Genomic DNA, 18,229 nt, shown 5'->3' with positions numbered 1-18,229 from the left:
TTATGCACCTTACCGACCGTCTGGAAATCGCCACCGCTTCCAACATTGGCCGCGTCCGGCGCAACAACGAAGACTTCCACCGCGCCGCGGTCTACCCGACGCCCAAGGGCAACCTCCTGGTCGCCGGGGTGGCCGACGGCATGGGCGGCGCGGAGGCGGGCGAGATCGCCTCCAAGATCGCCATCGACAGCCTCAGCGAGGCGGTGCGCGCCTACGCCGACCACCTGGCCAGCCACCGCCCCGGGGTCCCGCTCGACCGGCTCGTGCTCAAGGCGTTCACCCTGGCGCAACGGCGGATCCGCAACTACGCCGCGCGCCACCCCGGCAGCCAGGGAATGGGCACCACGATGACCGCGCTGATCGCCTTCGAGAACGCCCCCAAGGGCTTTATCGGCCACATCGGCGATTCACGCGCCTACCGCTACCGCCACGGCGAGCTGAAGCTGCTCACCCAGGACCACTCCTGGGTGGCCCAGCAGGTGCGCATGGGGCGGATGACCGACTGGGAAGCGGAGGAACACCCCTGGCGTAACATGCTCACCCAGGCCCTGGGCGTCGAGGACGCCGAGTTCGAGGTCACCCCGGTGGAGCTGGTGCGCGGCGACGTCTACGTCTTCACCACCGACGGGCTGTACAACCTGGTGCCGCCGGAGGAGTGGGTCGTCGACCTGGACCAAAAGGACCTTGAATCCGCGGTAGACTACTGGACAGCCCAGGCGGTGAAGCGCGGCGGTACAGACAACATCACCGTCGTGGCGGTACGGATACGATGATCGAATACACGGTGGCCCTCTCGCTGTTCCTGTTGACGCTGGTGCTGGCGCTCCGGCTCAACACCTCGCTCATGGCGCTTTTGGGGGTGGGGGTGATCGGCGCGGAGGTGGCGCTGCTGGGCTACGCCGGGGGCGCGGTGGGGCCGGCGCTGGGTCTGGGTTCGCTCGGCCTCGTCGCCTATCCGGTGGCGCTGCGCCCGGCGCGCGTCCGCGGCCGCCGCAAGCGCCGCCCCCGGCGTGCGCGCGGCCCCAAGGCGCGCCGTAACCCGACGCTGCGGGAGACCACCGCTCCGGAGCTCGAGCGCCGCTACGAGATCCTCGACCGCATCGGCATCGGGGGGATGGCCTCGGTCTACAAGGCGCGCCGCAAGAGCGACGGGCGCATGGTGGCGCTCAAGATTCCCCAGGAGAAGTTCGTGAGCGACACCCGCTTCGTCAAGCGCTTCCACCGCGAGGCCGAGGTGCTGCAGAAGCTCAAGCACCCCAACATCGTGCGCGTCTACGACCACGGCGCCTTCGGCGACACCCACTACATCGCCATGGAGTTCCTCGACGGCGAGGAGCTGGACCGCCTCATCGAGAACCGCCGGCTCACCGTGCCCGCGGCCATCAACATCATGCGCCACGTCGCCGACGCGCTGCGGCACATCCACGCCCAGGGCATCATCCACCGCGACATCAAGCCCGGCAACATCATGATCCTGCGCAGCGCCATCGACGAGGAGGGGCGCGTCGACCCCAAGGGCGTGCGCCTGATGGACTTCGGCATCGCCGCGGGCAAGGTGCTCACGCGCCTGACGATCACCGGCGCGCGCATCGGCACCCCGGTCTACATGAGCCCCGAGCAGGCCAAGGGGCAGCGGATCGACCACCGCTCCGACATCTACAGCCTGGGCATCGTCTTCTACGAAAGCCTCACCGGCCAGGCGCCCTTCCAGGGCGGCTACGAGTCGGTGATCCACCAGCAGATCTACGAGCTGCCCACGCCCCCCAAACAGCTGAACCCCGAGATCCCCGCCCCCATCAACGACCTGATCATGCGCATGCTGGCCAAGGAGGCCGACAAGCGCCCCACCCTCGAAGAGGTGATCGAGACCCTCAAGGGCAAGTTCAAGGACACCCAGGAGCTCTCGCGCCCCTTCTACCTGGCCGTGGCCGCCGAGGCCAAGCGCGGCTCCATCCGGCTGCTCGAGCCCGACGGCACCCCGCTGAAGCTCTTCTCGGGCGTGGGCACCGCCCCCGGCATGTTCGCCTCGCCCCCGCTCGACCTGACCGTGGACCGCGAAGGGCACGTCTGGATCACCGTCTTCGAGTACGGCTCGGGGCAGAGCCGCATGGTTCACCGCTTCAGCCCCGAGGGCAAGCTGGTGGCCTCGATCGGCCCCTACGGCGTCAAGCCCGGCGAATTCCTCTACCCCGCCTCGGTGACGGCCTCGGAGCTGGGCGAGCTGCTCGTCCTCGACAGCGAGAACCACGTGATTCAGCGCTTCAACCTCGAGGGCACCCCGCTGGGGCGCTTCGGTGGCAAGGGGGCGGGCAAGGGCCAGTTCAACACCCCGCGCAAGATCGTGGCCAGCCGCCACTTCCTCTACGTGCTCGACTACGGCAACCGCCAGGTGCAGCGCTTCTCGCTGGAGGGGCGCTACCTCTCGCGCTACGCCTTCCGCAAGAGCAAGGGCTCGGACGAGCTGCGCGTGCTCTCGGGCCTCGGCATCGACGAGGCCGACCACCTCTACATCTTCGACGCCGACGCCCAGAAGATTCGCAAGCTCGACCCCGAGGGCAGGGTCATCCAGAGCCTGGCGCTGCCGGCGATGCAGAACGAGGACCCGCTCAGCCTGGTGGACGTCGTCGTCGACAGCCTGGGCATCCTCTACGCGGCCCGCAGGGGCTCGGACCGCATCCACCGCTTCTCGGCCGACGGGGAGCCGCTGGAGCCCATCGAGGTCTACGCCCCGGTGCGCGGCCTGGCGCTTTGGAAGAACCCCAACCCCGGCGGCTAGCGTCCGTAGGGATCGAAGATGCGCGCGTACTCGTCGAGGGCGTAGCGGTCGGTCATCCCCGCCATGTAGTCGCAGACGGCCCGGAACAGCCCCTCCTCCTCGGCGGCGGTCTGCACCCCGGGCGGCAGCATCTCGGGCATCTGGGTGTAGGCCTCGAAGAGCCGCTCCAGGACGTGCTTGGCCTTGGCCACCTGGCGCACGATGTGGTAGTGGCGGTAGAGGTTGGCGTAGAGGAAGCCGCGCAGCTCGGCCATCTGCGCCCCCAGCCGCTCGGAGTAGCGCGCCAGCGGCACGGGGAAGCGCCGCACGTCGTCGAGGCTCCCGATGCCCTCGGCCGCGATCACCGCGTCGGTGGCCGCGACCACGTCGGTGATCATCAGCCCCAGCAGCTCGCGGATGAAGACGCGGCGGTCGAACTCGGACAGCCGCTCGAGGTCGAGCTCGAGCTCGGCGGCGAGCTCGCGCAGCACCTCGACCTGGGCGAGCTGCCCCGGGCGCAGCAGCCCCGACCGCAGGCCGTCGTCGAGGTCGTGGGCGTTGTAGGCGATCTCGTCGGCCAGGTTGACGATCTGCGCCTCCAGGGTGGGGCGCCGCTGCGGCTCGTAGTCCTCGGCCGAGGGCAGGTCGTAGACGGTCTCGTGCTTGACGATGCCCTCGCGCACCTCCCAGGTGAGGTTGAGCCCGCGGAAGCCGGGGTAGCGGCGCTCGAGCCAGGTGACGATGCGCAGCGACTGCTTGTTGTGGTCGAAGCCGCCGTGGGCCTCCATCAGCTCGGCCAGCACCCGCTCCCCGGCGTGGCCGAAGGGCGGATGCCCCAGGTCATGGGCCATGGCCACGACCTCGGCCAGGTCCTCGTTCAACCCCAGCGCCCGCGCCAGGCTGCGCGCCACCTGGGCGACCTCGAGGGTGTGGGTGAGCCGGGTGCGGTAGTAGTCGCCCTCGTAGTTGACGAAGACCTGGGTCTTGTACTCCAGCCGCCGGAAGGCGGTGGTGTGCAGCACACGGTCCCGGTCCTTCTGGAAGGGCGTGCGGTAGGCCGACTCGGGCTCGGGGTGCTCGCGCCCGCGGGTTTCGGAGGCGCGCATGGCGTAGGGGGCGAGGGCGCGGTCCTCGAGCTCCAGCAGCCGTTCTCGGGTATAGCGCATGGTCTCAGTCTAACGAAAAGGCCGGCGCGGCGCCGGCCTGTACCTCATCGCAGCGGCTTCAGACGTTGAAGCCGAACATGCGCATCTGCTTCTTGCCCTCTTCGCTCATCTTGGCGGGCGTCCAGGGCGGACTCCAGACGAAGTCGACGTTCACCCCCTTGACCCCGGGCACGCGCATCACCGCCAGCTCGGCGTCGGCCTTGATCATGTCCTGCACCGGGCAGCCGATCGCGGTCAGGGTCATGTCGATGTCGACGATGCCGTTGGGTTTGACGTCCACGTTGTAGATCAAGCCCAGGTCCACGACGTTGATGGGGATCTCGGGATCCTTGACCACCTTCAGGGCCTCGAGGATCTGTTCCTTGGTGGGCAGCTCGGCCGCCTCGGCCGCGGCGGCCTGGCTTTGGGTCTCCTCGCTCATGCGTTCAGTATACCCGAGTGGGGTACTCAAGTATAGCCCTCGGGGACGGGTGCGCGGCTACCCCAGCGCCGGGCGGCTGCTGCCCAGGTAGGCCCGCTTCTTGCGCAGCTCCTCGGCGACCAGCTCAGCGAGGTCGCGCACCTCGGGCCCGCCCTCGGCGTTCGCCGCCTCGGTCTCGAACATCTGGGTGCAGAAGGGGCAGGCGGTGGCGATCACCTCGGCCCCGGTGCCCACCAGCTCGCGGTAGCGGTTTTCGGGAATGCGCTCGGCCCCCGGGGCCTCCTCCTTCCAGAACATCGCGCCGCCGGCGCCGCAGCAGAAGGCGTTCTCGCGGTTGCGGCCCGGGTCCTCGATCACGAAGCCGAGCGCCCCCACCACGTCGCGGGGCGCCTCGTACTGGCCGTTGTGGCGGCCCAGGTAGCAGGGGTCGTGGAAGGTCGCCTTGGCGCCGGCGTCGAAGGGCTTGACGTCCAGCCGCCCCTCGGCGAGGAGCTGCTCGATGAAGGCGCTGTGGTGGACCACCTCGTACTCGCCGCCGAACTGGGGGTACTCGTTGCCGATCGTGTGCATGCAGTGGGGGCAGGTGGTAACGATCTTCTTCGGCGCCACCTCGTTCAGGGTGGCCACGTTCTCGGTGGCGAGCTGGAAGAAGAGGTACTCGTTGCCCGCGCGCCGCGCCGAGTCGCCGGTGCACTTCTCGCGGGTGCCCAGCACCGCCCAGTCCACCCCGGCGGCGTTAAGGATCTCGGCCATGCTGCGCGCAATCTTCTGGGCCCGCGGGTCGTAGCTGGCGGCGCAGCCCACCCAGTAGAGCACCTCGGGGTGCGGGTTGTCGGCGGTGGTGGGCACCTTGAAGTCGAGCCCCTCGGCCCAGTCCATGCGCTTGTCCTGGCTGATGCCCCAGGGGTTGCCAGCGCGCTCCATCCCGCGGAAGGCGTTCTGCAGCTCCGCGGGGAAGTCGCCCTCCATCAGCACCCGCTCGCGGCGGATGTCGACCAGGTGCAGCATCTGTTCGTTGCCCACGGGGCAAACCTCGACGCAGGCCATGCAGGTGGTGCACGACCACAGCGCGTCGGCCTCGAGGGCGAAGTCCATGAGGGGGCGGGGGCTGGCCTCGCCGGCGGCGAAGGCGGGGAGGATGTCGTTGAACTCGTAGCGCTCGTTGATGATCAGGGCCGCGGGGTTGAGCGCCTTGCCGGTGACGTTGGCCGGGCAGACGTCGGCGCAGCGGTTGCACATGATGCAGGCGTAGGGGTCGATCAGCCGCGGCCAGCTGAAGTCCTCGAGCCGGGCCACCCCGAACGACTCGGCCGACTCGTCCTCGAAGTCGATGGGGTCGAGCACCCCCGGCTTCTCCGTGCGGAAGGTGAGCTTGAAGGCCGAGACCATCAGGTGGATGTGCTTGGAGCGGGGGAAGTAGGGGATGAAGGCGAGGATGGAGCCGATCGCACCCCACCAGAAGACGTGCTCGAGCGCGACCAGGCCCCCCTCCCCCACGCCGGCGAGCACCCCCGCCAGCGCCGAGGCGACGGGCTGGTAGGGGTCGGTCCCCTCGAGCGCCAGCTGCGAGGCCTTGGAGAGCAGCCGCGAACCCACGTGGAAGGTGATGAAGGCGCCGACGATCGCCGAGTCACGGGGAATGCCCGCGGCCACCTTCTCGTGCAGCTTCACCCGCGGGTTGAAGGTGAACTCGGGGGGCTTGAGCACGAAGCGGCGGATCATCAGGCCGACGATGCCCACCAGGATGGCGGCGGTCAGCAGGTCGGCGAGGAGGTTGTAGGGGTTCCACCAGCCTCCGACCGCGTGCAGACCGAAGAGGCCTTCGAGCACGTCGACCAGGTTGACGGCCAGGTAGTAGATGAAGCCGTAGAAGACGAGGGCGTGCAGCGCCGAGACCAGCGGCCGACGCTTGAAGACGGTCTGCTGGGTGACGAAGAGCCACAGCGCGTGGCCGATCCGCTCGGGCAGCCGGTCGAGCCGACCGGGCGCCGGCTTGCCGCGCACGACCGCCTTGTAGATGCGCCAGAACCCGATTCCGCCGAAGTAGCCCGAAGCCAGCAACGCCAGGACGAACAGCAGTTTTTCCAACGGCGACAACATAGCGACCCCCTCGACTTATACTCGGTTCAATATTAACAGACCCCGTTGGGACAAGTTTACCGCGCCGCCCTAGCGGACGACGTAGAGCCAGGCCACGACCACGCCCAGGATCGCGCCCATGAGCACCTCGAGGTAGGTGTGCCCCAGCAGCTCCTTCAGCGGCTTGGGCTTGAAACCCTCGTGCAGCACAGCCCGCAGCTCCTCGACCAGATCGTTGAGCAGCTCGGCCTGCTGGCCGGCGGCGCGCCGGATCCCGGTGGCGTCGTACATCACGATCAGCGCGAAGACCAGGGCCACCGCGAAAGCGACGCTGTCGAGCCCCGCGACGAAGCCCACCCCGGTCGCGAGCGCCGTCACCATCGCCGAGTGGCTGCTGGGCATGCCCCCTGACTCGAGCAGGCGCTCCCAGGACCAGCGGCGCTCGAAGAGGTAGTGGATCATCAGCTTGAGGCCCTGAGCCACGAAGTTGGCGATCAACGCGGCCCACAGCACCTCATTGGCCAAAAGCGCCTTCATCCCCGGCGCCACCTCGCCGCCTGCACCGTGTTGGCGAGCAGCATGGCCACGGTCATCGGCCCCACGCCCCCGGGCACCGGGGTGTAGGCCGAGCTCTTCGCCCAGGCCTCGGGGTCGACGTCGCCCACCAGCTTGTCTCCTACGCGGTTGACGCCCACGTCCACCAGCACCGCGCCCTCGCGCACCATCGCCGGCGTGATCGTGCCGGGACGGCCCGCCGCCGCCACCAGCACCTCGGCGCGGCGGGTCACCGACGCCAGGTCGCGGGTGCGCGAGTGCGCCACCGTGACCGTGGCGTTACGCTCCAGCAGCAGCGCCGCCAGCGGCTTGCCGACGATGTTGCTGCGCCCTACCACCACGGCCTCCTTACCCTCGAGCGCGATCCCGTAGTGGTCGAGGATGCGCAGGATCCCCGAGGGCGTGCAGGGGCGCAGCGCGCGCCCGCCCGACCAGAGCCGGCCCACGTTGAAGGGGTGGAAGCCGTCCACGTCCTTGGCGGGGTCGATCGCCTCCAGCACGGCCTGGGCGTCCACGTGCCGCGGTAGCGGCAGCTGCACCAGGATGCCGTCCACGGCCGGGTCGGCGTTGAGCCGGGCGACGAGTTCGAGCAGCTCCTCCTGGGAGGTGGCCTCGGGCAGCGCGAGCACCCGGCTGTCGAGGCCCAGCTCCCGGGCCCGTTTGTCCTTGAGCCGGGTGTAGGAGACCGAAGCGGGGTCCTCGCCCAGCCGCACAACCCGCAGCGCCGGCGTGTAGCCGAGGCCCGCCAGCACCTCGCGCAGCTCCGCATAGACAGATTTCGCCACCTCGTGACCGCTCATCCGTGTGGGCACGTCGTTCACCTCTCAGTCCTTCTTGGGCGCGGCGGTGAGCTCCCCGGCGTCGATGCGCCGCTTGAGCCGCGCGAGCACGCCGTTGACGAACTTTCCGGAGTCCTCCCCGCCGTACTTGCCCGCGATCTTGACGGCCACCTCGATCAGCGGCGCGAAGGGGGTGTCCTCGTAGAGCATCTCGTAGGTGGCCAGGCGCAGCACCGCCAGGTCGGTCTTGGACATCTGGCCGAAGTCCCAGCCCTCGACGGTCTCGGCCAGGATGCGGTCCACCTCGGCGGCGCGGCGGGCGAAGCCGTCCACGAGGCGGCGGGCGAAGGCGAGGCCCTCTTCGTCCAGCTCCTCCCCCTCGAGCGCGTGCCGCCAGGCCTCCTCCAGCGGCACGTCGCCCTGGAGATGTTCGAACAGCACCTTGAAGGCCAGCTCGCGCGCCCTACGCCGCATGCTCCCCCTCGGCGGTCACGTCGGCGAAGACCACGTCCACGGCCTCGACCTTGAGCCCGGTCGTGGCCGTGAGCACGTCGTAGACGGTGCGCTGCACCTGCTCGGCCAGCTCCCGGAGCGGCTCGCCGTAGCGGGCCACCAGCTGCAGCTCGACCCGGATGCGCCCCTCCTCGCGGGAGATGCGCACCGGGCGGCCGCGGCGGCCCGAGAGCACGTCGCCCACGCTGCGGCCGCCGCCGCTGGCCAGCCGCGCGCCTTCGAGCCCCTCGAGGCTCAGGGTGATGATGCCGATGATCGCCGCGTCGCTGAGCTCGTACTCCACCATGGCTCCACCTTACCGCATCGCCCGCTCACTCCGACATGCGGCGCGCGATGAAGTTGGTATAGATCGCGCCGCGGCGGAAGAAGGCGTTGTCGAGCACCTTTTTGTGGAAGGGGACGGTCGTCTTCAGGCCGGGGCCGTCCACGACGGTCTCGGAGAGCGCCCGCTTCATGCGCCGGATGGCCTCCTCGCGGTCGGCCCCCCAGACGATCACCTTGCCGATGAGCGAGTCGTACTGGCTGGGGATCTGGTAGCCGGTGTAGACGTGGGAGTCGATGCGGACGCCGTTCCCTCCGGGCCAGAGCAGGGTCTCGATCTTGCCGATCGAGGGTCGGAAGTTGCGGTCGGGGTCCTCGGCGTTGATCCGCACCTCGATGGCGTGGCCGCGGGCCTCGATCTCTTCCTGGTGCAGGCGCAGGCCCTCGCCAGCGGCGATGCGGAACTGCTCGGCCACCAGGTCCACGCCGGTGATCATCTCGGTGACCGGGTGCTCGACCTGGATGCGGGTGTTCATCTCGATGAAGTAGTAGTGGCCCTCGCGATCGACCAGGAACTCGAGCGTCCCCGCGGAGGTGTAGCCGATGTGCTCGGCCAGCTTGACCGCGGCGCTGACCAGGCCCTGGCGCACCTCGTCCGGGAGGATCGAGGGGGCCTCCTCGAGCAGCTTCTGGTGCCGCCGCTGGATCGAGCAGTCGCGCTCCCACAGGTGCACCACCCGCTCGCCGTCGCCCAGGACCTGGACCTCGACGTGCTTGGGCTCCTCGACGTACTTCTCCAGGTAGATCTCGGGGTTGCCGAAGGCGGCGCGCGCCTCCTCCTGCGCCTGCAGCACCGCGTTTTCGAGGTCTTCGGGGTTGTGCACCACCCGCATGCCGCGGCCGCCGCCCCCCGCCGAGGCCTTGAGGATGATCGGATAGCCGATCTCAGCGGCGGCGGCGAGGGCCTGCTCCACGTTCTCCAGCGCGTCGGTGCCAGGAACCACCGGCACCCCCGCCTCGCGGGCGATGCGGCGCGCGGTGGCCTTGTCCCCGAGCATGCGCATGTTCTCGGGCGTGGGCCCGATGAAGGTGATGCCGTGTTCCGCCGTCATCTCCGCGAACTGGGCGTTCTCGGCGAGGAAGCCGTAGCCGGGATGGATGGCGTCGGCGCCGCTGATGATGGCGGCCGAGAGAATGTTGGGGATGTTGAGGTAGCTCTGCTGGGGGCTGGGCGGCCCGATGCAGATGGCCTCGTCGGCCAGCAGCACCGGCAGGCTGTCGGCGTCGGCTTTGGAGTGCACCACCACGGTGCGCACGCCCAGCTCGCGCGCCGCCCGCAGGATGCGCAGAGCGATCTCGCCGCGGTTGGCGATGAGGACTTTCTTGAACATACGCCCCCTAGGCCGGCTCGACGAGGAAGAGCGGCTGGCCGTACTCGACGGGCTCGCCGTCCTCGACCAGGATCTTGCGGACGACGCCGGAAACCTCGGACTCGATCTCGTTGAAGAGCTTCATCGCCTCGATGATGCAGACGACCTGCCCCTTCTCGATGCGGTCGCCCACGTTCACGAAGGGTTCGGCGTCGGGGGCGGGCTTGCGGTAGAAGGTGCCCACGATGGGTGCGGTGATCTCGACGCAACCGGGGCACTCGCCTGCCTCGGGAGCGGTCTCGGCCGCCGGCTCGGGGGGCGCCGCTGCGGGTGCCTCGGCCGCGGGTGGCGGCGCCGCGGGCACGGGGGCGGCCGGCGCGGCCGCGGGAAGCGGCGCCGGAGCGGGCGCGTGGGGCGGCGCGGGCACGCTGCGCCGCACCGACAGTTTGAAGTCGGGGGTCTCGAGCGTCAGTTCGTCGGTCTCGGTGGCCACCATCGCCTGCAGGATGGCCTTGATCTCCTTGGCGTTCACGTGCGCCTCCCTAGGCCCGGCCGGCGTATTCGCCGGTGCGGGTGTCGATCTTGATAACCTCGCCGGCCTCGACGAAGAGCGGGACGTTGACCACCGCTCCGGTCTCGAGGGTGGCGGGCTTGGAGCCGCCCGAGGCGGTGTCGCCCTTGATGCCCGGCGGGGCCTCGGTGACCTCGAGCTCGACGACGGTGGGGGGCGTGACCTTGATTACCCGCCCGTCGTAGACGTCGGCGATCAGGGTGATCCCCTCCTTGAGGAACTTCCCGGCCTCGCCCGCGGCCGCGCGGGGAACGTGGTATTGCTCGTAGGTCTCCAGGTCCATGAGCACCAGGTCGTCGCCTTCGGGGTAGAGGTACTGCATCTCCCGCGCCTCGACGAAGATGTCCTTCAGCTTCTCGCCGGAGTTGAAGGTGCGTTCGACGGTGGCGCCGGTCTCGAGGTTCTTGAACTTGGCCACCACCTTGGCGCCGCCGCGGCCGATCTTCTGGTGCTGATAGTCGACGCACTCCCACAGGGCGCCGTCCATCTCCACCTTGGTGCCGGGTCTCAGGTCGGTTACGCTGATCATGCAGGTGAGCCTCCAATCCGCATTTTATTCGCTTCCGGCGAAGCGGGTGACGTTGGGCCCCAGGCCCAGCCGGTCGATGTACTCGAGGTAGTCGGACTCGCCCAGCGGGTACTTGCCCGCCAGCGCGACGATCACACCCTCCATGACGTTGGTGCCAAAGCTGCGCCCGCCGAGGCGGGGGGTGGTGGTGATCAGCATCGCCGCTCCCCGCGCGCGCAGCATCTCCACGTCCTCCGCGGTGGTGGTGTTGGTGAGCACGATCTTGCCCGCGATGGAGGGGGGCATGAAGCGCTTGATGTAGAGGAAGTCGCCGGCGATCACGTCGGCCCAGTCGTAGTACTTACCGCGCCAGTCCTGGATCTGCTTCTCCTGCTTTTCGCCCGTGGGGTAGAGCATCTTGAAGGGCAGCCGGGTGAAGACGGGCAGCAGGATGCGCGCCAGGATGCGCAGGCCCTGCAGGGTACGGATGGGTACGGGCACGCCCAGGCCGAAGATCAGGTCGCCGAAGACCATCTCCGCGCCGTGCTCCCACAGCGCCTCGGCCATGCCGAAGCGGTCGACCGCCGAGGTCATGACGACCTTGCGCTCCTTCCAGTGCAGCTCGCCGTCGAGGTCGTGCACCACCTTGCGCTCGAGGGTGTGCTTGAGTCCCGAACCGTCGACGACGGGTGTTCGCTTCGCGGCGCGCGCCAGCTTGAGGGCGTCGCGGATGGTGTAGCGGCGGCCCGCGGCGTAGAGGTAGAGGTCGATGCCGCCGAGCCCGATCGCGGCCACCTCGGGGTCGGCGTCGAGCTCGCGGATGAGCTGGATGGCCTTCTCGAAGCTGCCGTCGGTGCCGATGCGCTCGATGGAAAAGCGCTGGCCTAAAAACTCGGCCTCGGTCTTGGAATCGCGCTTCGAGGACCCGATGGATACGCTGACGACCCTTTTCATAAGCTACCCCTCCACCAGCGCCTTCATCCGCTCGGCCACGCGCTCCGCGGTGAAGCCCAGCTCGCGGTAGACGACCTCGCCCGGGGCGCTGGCCCCGAAGCGGTCGAGGCCGATCACCTCGTCGGCGTAGCGTTCCCAGCCCAGCGTCGCCCCGGCCTCGACGGCGAGCGCCGGCAACTCGGGCGGGAGCACCGCGCGCCGGTAGGCGGCGTCCTGGGCCTCGAAGGCCTCGAAGCAGGGCAGGCTGACGACGCGGACGGGCAGGCCCTCTTCCGCGAGCCGCCGTTGCGCCTCGAGCGCCAGGGCCACCTCACTGCCGGTGGCGACGAGGACGCCGCGCGGCGGCTCCGGGGGTTCGCTGAGGACGTAGCCCCCCTTCAGGGCCTCCTCGGCGGGTGCGTAGCGCTCGCGGTCGAGCACCGGCAGCCCCTGGCGGGTGAGGATCAGCGCGGTGGGGCCGGAGGAGCGCTCGAGCGCCATGCGCCAGGCCATGGCGGTCTCGGCGGCGTCGGCGGGCCGGATCACCCACAGGTTGGGAAGCGCCCTGAGGCTCATCAGCTGCTCGACGGGCTGGTGGGTGGGGCCGTCCTCGCCGATGGCGATCGAGTCGTGGGTCCAGACGTAGACGACGGGGGTGCCCATCAGCGCCGCGAGGCGCACCGCCCCGCGCATGTAGTCGGAGAAGACCAGGAAGGTGCCGCCGTAGGGGCGCCAGCCCCCGTGCAGCGCCAGACCGTTCAGGATCGCCCCCATCGCGTGCTCGCGCACCCCGTAGTGAACGTAGCGCCCCGTGGGATTTTCCGGCGAGAAGTCGGCCATGTCGGGGGCCTTGGTGTTGTTCGAGGGCGTCAGGTCGGCCGAGCCGCCCACGAGCTCGGGCAGATGGGGCGAGAGCGCGGCCAGCACCTGGCCGCTGGCCTTGCGCGTGGCCACCTTGGCCCCGGCCTCGAAGCGGGGCAGCCGCTCGCGCCAGCCCGCGGGCAGCGCGCCCTGCACGACCCGGCGGGTGAACGCCTCCCCCAGCTCCGGGAACTCCCAGCTGTAGGCCTCGAAACGCTGCTCCCAGGCCTCCTGGGCCGCCAGCCCCTTGTCCAGGGCGCGGTGGTAGTGGGCGTAGACCTCCTCGGGCACCTCGAAGGGCGGGTAGGGCCAGCCCAGCTTCTTGCGCGTCTCCGCCAGCGCCTCTTCCCCCAGGGGCGCCCCGTGGGCGTCCGGGGTGTCCTGCTTAGGGCTGCCGTAGCCGATGTGGGTGCGCACCGCGATCAGCGTCGGGGCGGCGGTGTGGGCGCGGGCGACCTCGATGGCCGCGCGGATCTCGCCGGTGTCGTTGCCGTCCTCGACGACCAGGGTCTGCCAGCCGTAGGCCTTGTAGCGCGCCAGCACGTCCTCGCTGAAAGCCAGCGCGGTGGAACCGTCGATGGAGATGCGGTTGTCGTCCCAGAGGACGATCAGCTTCCCCAGCTTCCAGTGCCCCGCGAGGCTCGAGGCCTCGGAGGCGACGCCCTCCATCAGGTCGCCGTCGGAGGCGATCACGTAGGTGTGGTGGTCGACGATCCGGAAGCGCTCGCGGTTGAACTCGGCCGCGAGCTTGTACTCGGCGAGGGCCAGCCCCACGGCGGTGCTGATCCCCTGCCCCAGCGGCCCGGTGGTCACCTCGACGCCGGGGGTGTGGCCGTACTCGGGGTGGCCCGGCGTCTTCGAACCCCACTGGCGGAAGCGTTTCAGCTCCTCGAGCGGCAGGTCGTAGCCGCTGAGGTGCAGGAGCGCGTAGAGCAGCATCGATCCGTGGCCCGCCGAGAGCACGAAGCGGTCACGGTCGGGCCAGCGCGGGTCGGCGGGGTTGTGCTTGAGGAAGTCGTGCCACAGCACGTAGGCCATCGGCGCCGCGCCCATGGGCATGCCCGGGTGGCCCGACTTCGCCGCCTCCACCGCGTCGGCGGCCAGGAACCTTAGCGCGTTGATCGCAAGCTTTTCGATGGGGGTTTCTTGCGTCATCGCCGCCTATCATACCAGCCGGCGCCTAGCCAATCGCCTTCTTGATGATCTCGGGAGCGAACTCGGCGAGGGCGCGCACCAGCCCGGTCACCCCGCGGGCGCGGCCGGGGGTGATGTAGACGGGCACCCCCCGGGCCAGCGCCTCGGCCCGCACCGGCTCCGAGAGGTCGTGCCCCACGTAGGAACTGACGATCATCACCCCGTGGGCGCGGCCCAGCCGGCTCTGGATGCGGCGCAGGCTCTCGCGCGCCGCGGTGGTGGAGTCGGAGTCGAACCAGTCGACCTTGAGGCCCAGCTCCTCCAGCCGCGGCTTGAGGCGGCTGCGCAGCTGGGTGTGGCCGCCGAGGACGATCAGGTACTCCCCGGAGAAGCGCGGCAGGTCCGCGGTCATCACGCCCTTGGGGGTCTGCCCCGCGAGCGCGTCGGGGGTGCCCTCGAGCTCGGCGAGCTTGGCCGAGGTGGCCTTCAGCTCGCCCAGGTAGAGCTCGAGCTCGGGGTCGTGGGGGTTGAGGAAGAGGAGGTTGCGCAGCACCTCGCGCGCCAGCTCCAGGTCCTTCTCCTGGTAGTAGGCGGCCTCGAGGGCGCGCTTCCAGACGACCTGGGCCTCGGTGAAGCGCGCCAACCGCTCGTACTGCTCGGCCAGGTCGAAGAGCAGGCCGAGCACGTGGGGCCGGCGCTCGACCTCGGCTTCGAGCACCGCCAGCGCCTCCTGCGCGCGGCCGTGCTGGTTGAGCGCCCCCACGTAGGCGGCCAGCGCCCGTTCCGCCTCCTCTTCGGCGGCGAAGGGGCGCGAGAGCCGGTAGGCCTGCTCCAGCGCCTCGGGTCCGGCACCGGGCGTGCGGGCGAGCGCGTCCCAGAGCACCCGGAAGGCCTCCCACGCGCCCTCCAGGGCCTCGATCAGCCGCACCAGGTCGCCGGTGCGCGCCCGCGGCAGCTCGGCCAGCCCGGTCTCGCGCAGAGCGCCCAGGAACTCGCGCGCCAGCACCTCCTCCCCCGCCGCGGCAGCCCGCTCCGCCAGCTCGAGCAGGCGGCCCGGCGGGTAAGGGTGGAAGGCGTGGGCCCGTTTGTGCGCCCCCAGGACCTGCGGCAGCGGGGCCTCGAGGCGCTCGAGTACCTCGGCCAGCAGCCGGTAGGCGGCCCCCACCGGGGCCCCCCGCGCCGCCCGCGCCGCCTGCTCCAGAAGCCGCCGTGCCTCTTCGTAACGCCCCTGTTCGTAGCGCAGCCGCCCCAGCGCCAGCAGCGCCAGCGGCTCCTCGCTGCGCGCCACCGCGTCGGTCAGGTAGGGCTCGACGGCTTCCAGGTCGGCCCGTTCGATCGACTCGACCTCGTCCACGTCGCGGATGCGCAGGTGCGCGAGCGCCAGCCCCACCGCCCCGCTGACCTCGCCCAGGTCGTAGAGGCGGCGCGCGTAACGCTCCGCGCGGGCCCAGAGCCGCTGCCCCAGCGCTGCGTGCAGGCCCAGGTAGAGCAGCTCGCGGGTGAGGAAGTCGGGCGAGAGGTCCTCGGCGAACTCCACCCGCCGGCTCACTTCGGCCAGCCGGCCCGCGCGCAGCTCGCGGAACAACTTCTCCGAGAAACGTTCGAGAACCGCCTCGAGCCCGGGAGGGCGCTCGCCGCCCAGCCGGGCGTAGACGCGCAGCGCGTCGGCTTCGCGGCCCGCCTGGGCGTACGCCCGGGCGAGGAGGCGCAGCCGCTCGGGGTCGCGCCCCGCCCGGCGTTCGAGCCACTCCAGCGCCTCGGCTCCACGGCCCAGCTCGACCAGCGCCCGGGCCCGCAGGTCGCGGGCCTCCTCGCCGGCGGCCTGCGCCAGTGCCGCCTCGGCCTCGCGCCAGCGCCCCAGCGCCGCCCACGCCCGGCCGCGCAGCTCCGCGGCTTCGTCGCCCTCCACGCCCTCGAGCCCTGCCAGCGCCGCCCGCGCGTCGCCGGCGGCCAGCGCCGCCCGCGCCTGCTCGGCGCGGTCCGCCGGCGGCTCCTCGGTGGGCGCGTCCGCCACCGCGGCGGCGCGCGCGCCCAGGGAACGCGCGTCGCGCAGCGTCGGCCCGCGGCGGGCCCCGATCAGCACGTAGTCGCCGGAACCGTGCCGCTCCACCTCCTCGAAGCCCATCGCCTCGAGCAGGCGTTCGAAGGCGGCGGGGTGCTTGCCCAGGAAGGGGCCGTGCCCGTAGAGGACGCGGCCGCCCGGCGCCAGCACCCGCCCCAGCCGCTCCAGGCGCTCGCACAGCTCGAAGCTGCGGTAGAACGCGGCGTCGTCTTCGAACTCGGGAGGCAGGTCGGTGCGCAGGTGCCCTTCGGGGAGAACCGAAAGCAGCAGGACGGCGTCGTAAGGCGCGTCGGGTTCGAACGTCTCCCACCAGTCCGCGTGCCAGCGGACCTCGAGCCCCAGCTCCCGGCCCACCTGCTCGCCGCGGCGCACGGCCGCGGGCAGGGGCTCGAGGGCGTGCCACTCCAGCTCGGGGCGCTGCAGCGCCAGCGCGTGCACGAGCGCCCCGGTGTAGGCGCCCACCTCGAGGACGCGGCCGCTCGCGGGCAGCAGCCCGGGCACCACGCGCGCGTAGAACTGCAGGAAGGGGTAGTGCAGGGCGTAGACCAGGGCCTCGAGCCGGTGCGGCCCCGGCTCGAGCGTTCGCTCGTAAAATCTTCGCACCGCCTCGCGCCCCGGCTCGCCGAGGTAGGCCTGCCAGGCGGCGAGGACCGGTTTGCGCTTCTTCGGAGTGCCGATGCGCTTGGCCAGCTCGCTTTCGAAACGGCCCGGGGCCACCAGCCCGGAAACCTGGTACCGCTCGCGCAGGAAGCGCTTGAGATCGAAGTCCATGGCGTACGCCCCCATTCTACGCCGCTCAGTAACCTTCGCGAACCACGTTGAACAGCGGCTCGCCGCGCAGGTAGCGCGCCACCTGCGCCCGCACCAGGGCGAAGCCGCGCTCGCGCAGCCGCGGCGAACTGCCGGCCAGGTGGGGGGTAATCCAGACCCCGGGAGCCCGCCAGAGCGGGTGGCCTGCGGGCAGCGGCTCGGGGTCGGTGACGTCGAGGGCGGCGCGGACGCGGCCGGCGCGCAGCGCCTCCAAGAGCGCCGCGGTGTCCACCAGGGCGCCGCGGCCGGCGTTGACGAGCAGGGCGCCGGGCTTCATCCGCGCCAGAAAGTCCGCGTCCACCAGCCCCCGGGTCGCCGGGGTGAGCGGCAACAGCAGCACCACCGCGTCGGCGCGCGGCAGCAGCTCCGCCAGCGCCTCCAGGGTCTCTACGCCGAGACGCGGGCGGCGGGCGACGCGCAGGACGCGAACCCCGAAGGGCGCGAGCCGCGCCTCGACCGCCCGCCCGATGGAGCCGTAACCGAGGATGAGCACGGTCTGCCCCCAGAGCTCGCCCGGCCGCAGGCCGCCCTCCCACGCGGCCGCCTGCTGGCGCTCCCAAAGCTCGGGCACGCGCTTGACGGAGGTCAGCAGCGCGGTCAGCACCCACTCGCTCACGGCCACGTCGTGGACACCGCGCGCGTCGGCGAGCGTCACCCCCGGGGGCACGTGGGGCAGCACCCAGTCCACCCCGGCCGAGATCGTCTGCACGACGCGCAGGCGGGGCATCCGCTCCAGGGCCTCGGCCATCCGCCGGCGCGTGGGCACCGCGAACTCGGCTTCGAGGACCTCCGGACCCGGCTCGCCCTCCGCGGGAAAGCGAACGACCTCCACGCCATCGGGAAGCCCGCTCAGGTAAACCGGCCGCACGTCATCCGCCACCGCAAGGCGCACGCCACTCCTCCTTTCGCACCTCCATCAGGGTGTCCTGCTTCCCCCCGGGCAGCGCCTCTGAGCCCACTTCGCGGAAGCCCGCGGCGGCGAAGGCGCGCCGCGCCCGCAGGTTGTGGCTGAAGGTGCGCAGCTTGACGCGCTCGAGCCCCAGGGTGCCGAAGGCGTAGTCGAGCAGCGCCCGCACCGCCTCGCGGCCGTAGCCCTGCCCCCAGCGGTCCTTGCGCCCCAGGATGATGCCCAGGGTGGCCTCGCGCCCCTTCAGCTCGTAGAGCTCGAGGGTGCCCAGCCAGTCGCCGTGTTCGTCGAGGATGACGAAGCCCATGCGGTCGCCGCGCTTGATCTCCCCCTGCACCACCCGCTTGAAGAGCCAAAGCGGCATCCGCAGCGGGCGGTTGCCGTTCCACTCCGCGATCTCCGGGTCGCGGAAGCTCTCCCAGAAGCCGCGCCACTCCTCGGCCGAAAGGCCGTAGGCGAACGGCTTGAGGGTGACCCGGCCGCAGTGCGGCCAGTCGGGCGCGGCGGCGAGCGGGCGTGCCATACTTCAAGCCTAGCCCATCCC

Annotated in this window: 17 protein-coding genes; 2 read left to right on the top strand and 15 right to left on the bottom strand. The window is 70.9% G+C overall.

Features of this window, described 5'->3' with window-relative positions; genetic code table 11:
- Window positions 1-2: 2 nt before the first annotated feature.
- On the top strand, window positions 3-773 hold the full coding sequence (locus tag HNQ05_RS08185) for a PP2C family protein-serine/threonine phosphatase (RefSeq protein ID WP_147149040.1): 771 nt from the start codon (window positions 3-5) through the stop codon (window positions 771-773).
- The gene (locus tag HNQ05_RS08180; protein WP_183677739.1) at window positions 770-2,776 is read left to right on the top strand and encodes a protein kinase domain-containing protein; all 2,007 of its coding nucleotides are present in this window, start codon (window positions 770-772) and stop codon (window positions 2,774-2,776) included. Before HNQ05_RS08185 ends, HNQ05_RS08180 begins: the two co-directional genes overlap by 4 nt.
- Here HNQ05_RS08180 and HNQ05_RS08175 read toward each other — a convergent pair.
- From HNQ05_RS08175 to HNQ05_RS08105, 15 genes are all read right to left on the bottom strand, one after another.
- Complete coding sequence (locus HNQ05_RS08175) at window positions 2,773-3,921, bottom strand: deoxyguanosinetriphosphate triphosphohydrolase (protein WP_147149042.1); 1,149 nt, start codon at window positions 3,919-3,921, stop codon at window positions 2,773-2,775. The two genes, HNQ05_RS08180 and HNQ05_RS08175, sit on opposite strands and share 4 nt — an antisense overlap.
- Before the next feature lie 58 nt (window positions 3,922-3,979).
- Window positions 3,980-4,342, bottom strand: a complete 363-nt coding sequence (locus tag HNQ05_RS08170) for a metal-sulfur cluster assembly factor (RefSeq protein WP_147149044.1) — start codon at window positions 4,340-4,342, stop codon at window positions 3,980-3,982.
- Between the two features lie 57 nt (window positions 4,343-4,399).
- Window positions 4,400-6,442 (bottom strand): (Fe-S)-binding protein, encoded by a 2,043-nt coding sequence (locus HNQ05_RS08165; RefSeq protein ID WP_147149047.1) that lies wholly within the window; start codon window positions 6,440-6,442, stop codon window positions 4,400-4,402.
- A gap of 69 nt (window positions 6,443-6,511) precedes the next feature.
- Window positions 6,512-6,958 carry a divergent PAP2 family protein gene (locus HNQ05_RS08160; protein WP_147149049.1) on the bottom strand — a complete coding sequence of 149 codons (447 nt, stop codon included), beginning with the start codon at window positions 6,956-6,958 and terminating at the stop codon, window positions 6,512-6,514.
- The gene (locus HNQ05_RS08155) at window positions 6,955-7,776 is read right to left on the bottom strand and encodes a bifunctional 5,10-methylenetetrahydrofolate dehydrogenase/5,10-methenyltetrahydrofolate cyclohydrolase (protein ID WP_147149059.1); all 822 of its coding nucleotides are present in this window, start codon (window positions 7,774-7,776) and stop codon (window positions 6,955-6,957) included. The genes HNQ05_RS08160 and HNQ05_RS08155 overlap by 4 nt, the downstream gene beginning before the upstream one ends.
- A 24-nt stretch (window positions 7,777-7,800) precedes the next feature.
- A complete protein-coding gene (gene nusB, locus HNQ05_RS08150) occupies window positions 7,801-8,229 on the bottom strand; it encodes a transcription antitermination factor NusB (protein ID WP_147149051.1) in 429 nt (142 codons plus the stop codon).
- Window positions 8,219-8,554 carry an Asp23/Gls24 family envelope stress response protein gene (locus tag HNQ05_RS08145; RefSeq protein WP_013458280.1) on the bottom strand — a complete coding sequence of 112 codons (336 nt, stop codon included), beginning with the start codon at window positions 8,552-8,554 and terminating at the stop codon, window positions 8,219-8,221. Before HNQ05_RS08145 ends, nusB begins: the two co-directional genes overlap by 11 nt.
- 25 nt (window positions 8,555-8,579) lie before the next feature.
- Entirely contained in the window at window positions 8,580-9,920 is a 1,341-nt protein-coding gene (gene accC / locus HNQ05_RS08140) for an acetyl-CoA carboxylase biotin carboxylase subunit (RefSeq protein WP_147149053.1), read from the bottom strand.
- Between the two features lie 7 nt (window positions 9,921-9,927).
- The gene (accB, locus tag HNQ05_RS08135) at window positions 9,928-10,431 is read right to left on the bottom strand and encodes an acetyl-CoA carboxylase biotin carboxyl carrier protein (RefSeq protein ID WP_183677737.1); all 504 of its coding nucleotides are present in this window, start codon (window positions 10,429-10,431) and stop codon (window positions 9,928-9,930) included.
- A gap of 10 nt (window positions 10,432-10,441) precedes the next feature.
- Window positions 10,442-10,999, bottom strand: coding sequence for an elongation factor P (gene efp, locus HNQ05_RS08130; RefSeq protein ID WP_147149126.1), 558 nt, complete (start codon window positions 10,997-10,999; stop codon window positions 10,442-10,444).
- A gap of 24 nt (window positions 11,000-11,023) precedes the next feature.
- Complete coding sequence (locus tag HNQ05_RS08125) at window positions 11,024-11,932, bottom strand: DUF8754 domain-containing protein (protein ID WP_147149124.1); 909 nt, start codon at window positions 11,930-11,932, stop codon at window positions 11,024-11,026.
- 3 nt (window positions 11,933-11,935) lie between these two features.
- Complete coding sequence (gene tkt, locus HNQ05_RS08120) at window positions 11,936-13,927, bottom strand: transketolase (protein ID WP_147149122.1); 1,992 nt, start codon at window positions 13,925-13,927, stop codon at window positions 11,936-11,938.
- A 25-nt stretch (window positions 13,928-13,952) separates the two neighbouring features.
- Window positions 13,953-16,739: a DUF2325 domain-containing protein gene (locus tag HNQ05_RS08115; protein WP_183677735.1), complete on the bottom strand. Its 2,787-nt coding sequence runs from the start codon at window positions 16,737-16,739 to the stop codon at window positions 13,953-13,955.
- Window positions 16,740-16,764: 25 nt separating this feature from the next.
- On the bottom strand, window positions 16,765-17,670 hold the full coding sequence (locus HNQ05_RS08110) for a 2-hydroxyacid dehydrogenase (RefSeq protein ID WP_147149116.1): 906 nt from the start codon (window positions 17,668-17,670) through the stop codon (window positions 16,765-16,767).
- Window positions 17,648-18,208, bottom strand: coding sequence for a GNAT family N-acetyltransferase (locus tag HNQ05_RS08105; RefSeq protein WP_147149113.1), 561 nt, complete (start codon window positions 18,206-18,208; stop codon window positions 17,648-17,650). The genes HNQ05_RS08110 and HNQ05_RS08105 overlap by 23 nt, the downstream gene beginning before the upstream one ends.
- Between the last annotated feature and the right edge of the window lie 21 nt (window positions 18,209-18,229).

It is taken from the genome of Oceanithermus desulfurans (assembly GCF_014201675.1).
Taxonomy (GTDB): domain Bacteria; phylum Deinococcota; class Deinococci; order Deinococcales; family Marinithermaceae; genus Oceanithermus; species Oceanithermus desulfurans.
This window is presented reverse-complemented; position numbering and strand designations above follow the sequence as displayed.